The sequence below is a fragment of the Mycobacterium szulgai genome, assembly GCF_002116635.1.
GTDB classification, from domain to species: Bacteria; Actinomycetota; Actinomycetes; order Mycobacteriales; family Mycobacteriaceae; genus Mycobacterium; species Mycobacterium szulgai.
In genome coordinates, this window is the sequence record NZ_LQPW01000030.1 from 1 (window position 1) to 2,065 (window position 2,065).

1 protein-coding gene is annotated in these 2,065 nt (G+C 67.5%); it reads right to left on the reverse strand.

Annotation, left to right across the window (positions count from 1 at the left end):
• Nucleotides 1-2,050, reverse strand: a 2,050-nt coding sequence (locus AWC27_RS07075; RefSeq protein ID WP_139836817.1) for a polyketide synthase dehydratase domain-containing protein, incomplete at its 3' end; no start/stop codon positions are given.
• Between the last annotated feature and the right edge of the window lie 15 nt (nucleotides 2,051-2,065).

Genomic DNA, 2,065 nt, shown 5'->3' on the forward strand with positions numbered 1-2,065 from the left:
CCCCAGGAAACAGCCCCATCACCGCATCCCCCACCGCCACACCGGCCACCTCCGGACCGACCTCGACGACCACCCCCGCACCCTCTTGACCCAACGAAGCACCAGCCTCCGGATACATCCCCAACGCGATCAGCACATCCCGGAAGTTGACCCCAACCGCCCGCAACGCCACCCGCACCTGCCCCGCCGCCAACGGCGCCTCTGCCACCGGCCAGCCCTCTAACACCAGGTTGTCCACCGTGCCTTCACCGGTGATCCCCAACCGCCACGCCCGCCCCGCCGGCGGCCTCAACACCCCCGCCACCACAGCCTGCGCCAACCGTGCGACATACACCGCGCCGCAACGCAGCAACACCTGCGGCTCCCCCACCGCCAGCACCCGAGCCACATCCACCCCGACGCCACAATCGGTATCGCTGTCCACCAACACAATCCGGCCGGGACTTTCCCGCTGCGCCGACCGCACCAACCCCCACACCGCCGCCCCCGCCAAATCAGCAACCGCCTCACCCGCCAGACTCACCGCACCACACGTCACCACCACCAACACACCACCCACCGGCTGAGCCAGCCACGATTGCACCACCGCTAACACCTGATGAATCGCCGTATACACCCCCGCCACCACCCCACCCGGCACCTCCAATACCTCAAAAACCACCGCATCGGGGACATCCGAGGCATCCGGGGCAATCACCGACTGTCGGAAACCCTCCCAGGACAGCACCGAAACCGCCGCCGGCCGCTCGTCCACGACCGGCGCCGCCACCCACTTCACCTCAAACAATCGACTCGCCCCACCACCACCACCAGCAGCCGCCGACTCCAGCTGACCCACCGTTACCGGACGCATTGTCAACGAACCCACCGACAACACCGGCCCACCCGCACCATCGGCCAACTCCACCGACATCGCCCCAGACCTCACCGGCGCGATCCGCGCCCGCACCGCCCCAGCCCCCGCTGCATGCAACGACACCTGCTCCCACGCAAACGGAACCGAGATCTCCAAGTCATCAACCGCCAGCGCCACCGCATGCAACGCCGCATCGAATACCACCGGATGCAACCCAAACCCACCCAAGCCAACCCGAGCGTCCTCAGGCACATCAACCTCGGCAAACAACTCCTCACCACGCCGCCACAACGACCTCAACCCACGAAATGCACGCCCATACAGATAACCCCGCCCCGCCAACCGCTCATAACCATCCGAAACATCAACACTGACCGCCCCCGCCGGCGGCCACACCGACAAGTCCGCCGCCGGCCCTGTCACGCCGCCGGCCCCAAGCCTCCCCTCGGCATGCAACACCCACCCCGAATCCGCAGCGCCGCCACGCGAATACACCGACACCGGCCGGCCACCAAACTCGCCGACCCCACCCACTACAACCTGAATCCGCACCTCGTCCTTGTCGGGCACCACCAGCGGGGCACCCAACGTCAGCTCCTCGATGACCCCGCACCCCACCTCATCGCCGGCACGGATCGCCAACTCCACAAACCCGGTCCCGGGAAACAGCACCACCCCGCCCACCACGTGATCGGCCAGCCACGGCTGTGCTGCCAACGATAACCGGCCGGTCAACACCACCCCACCAGACTCCGGCTGTGCGACCACCGCACCCAGCAACGCATGCCCGGCCCCGTCCAGGCCCACCGACGCGACATCCCCCACCGACCTGCCCGACAGCCAGTACCGTTGCCGCTGGAACGCATACGTCGGCAACTCCACCCGCCGCGGGCGCCACGGCGCAAACACCGCCGCCCAATCCACCCCCACCCCGGCCACATGCGCCTCGGCGAGGCAGGTGACAAAGCGCCGCCAATCACCTTCCTCGCGGCGCAAAGACCCCAACACCGCCACCGCATCTGCGCCACTGGCCTCGGCGGTTTCGGTCATCGCCACCGCTAACACCGGATGCGGACCCATCTCGATCAACGCCCGACACCCCTGCTCAATCAACACCCGCGTGGTCTGCTCAAACTGCACCGGCTGCCGCAAATTGGCATACCAATACCGGCCATCCAGAGCCTCAGTGCCCAACTGCGCACCGGTGAC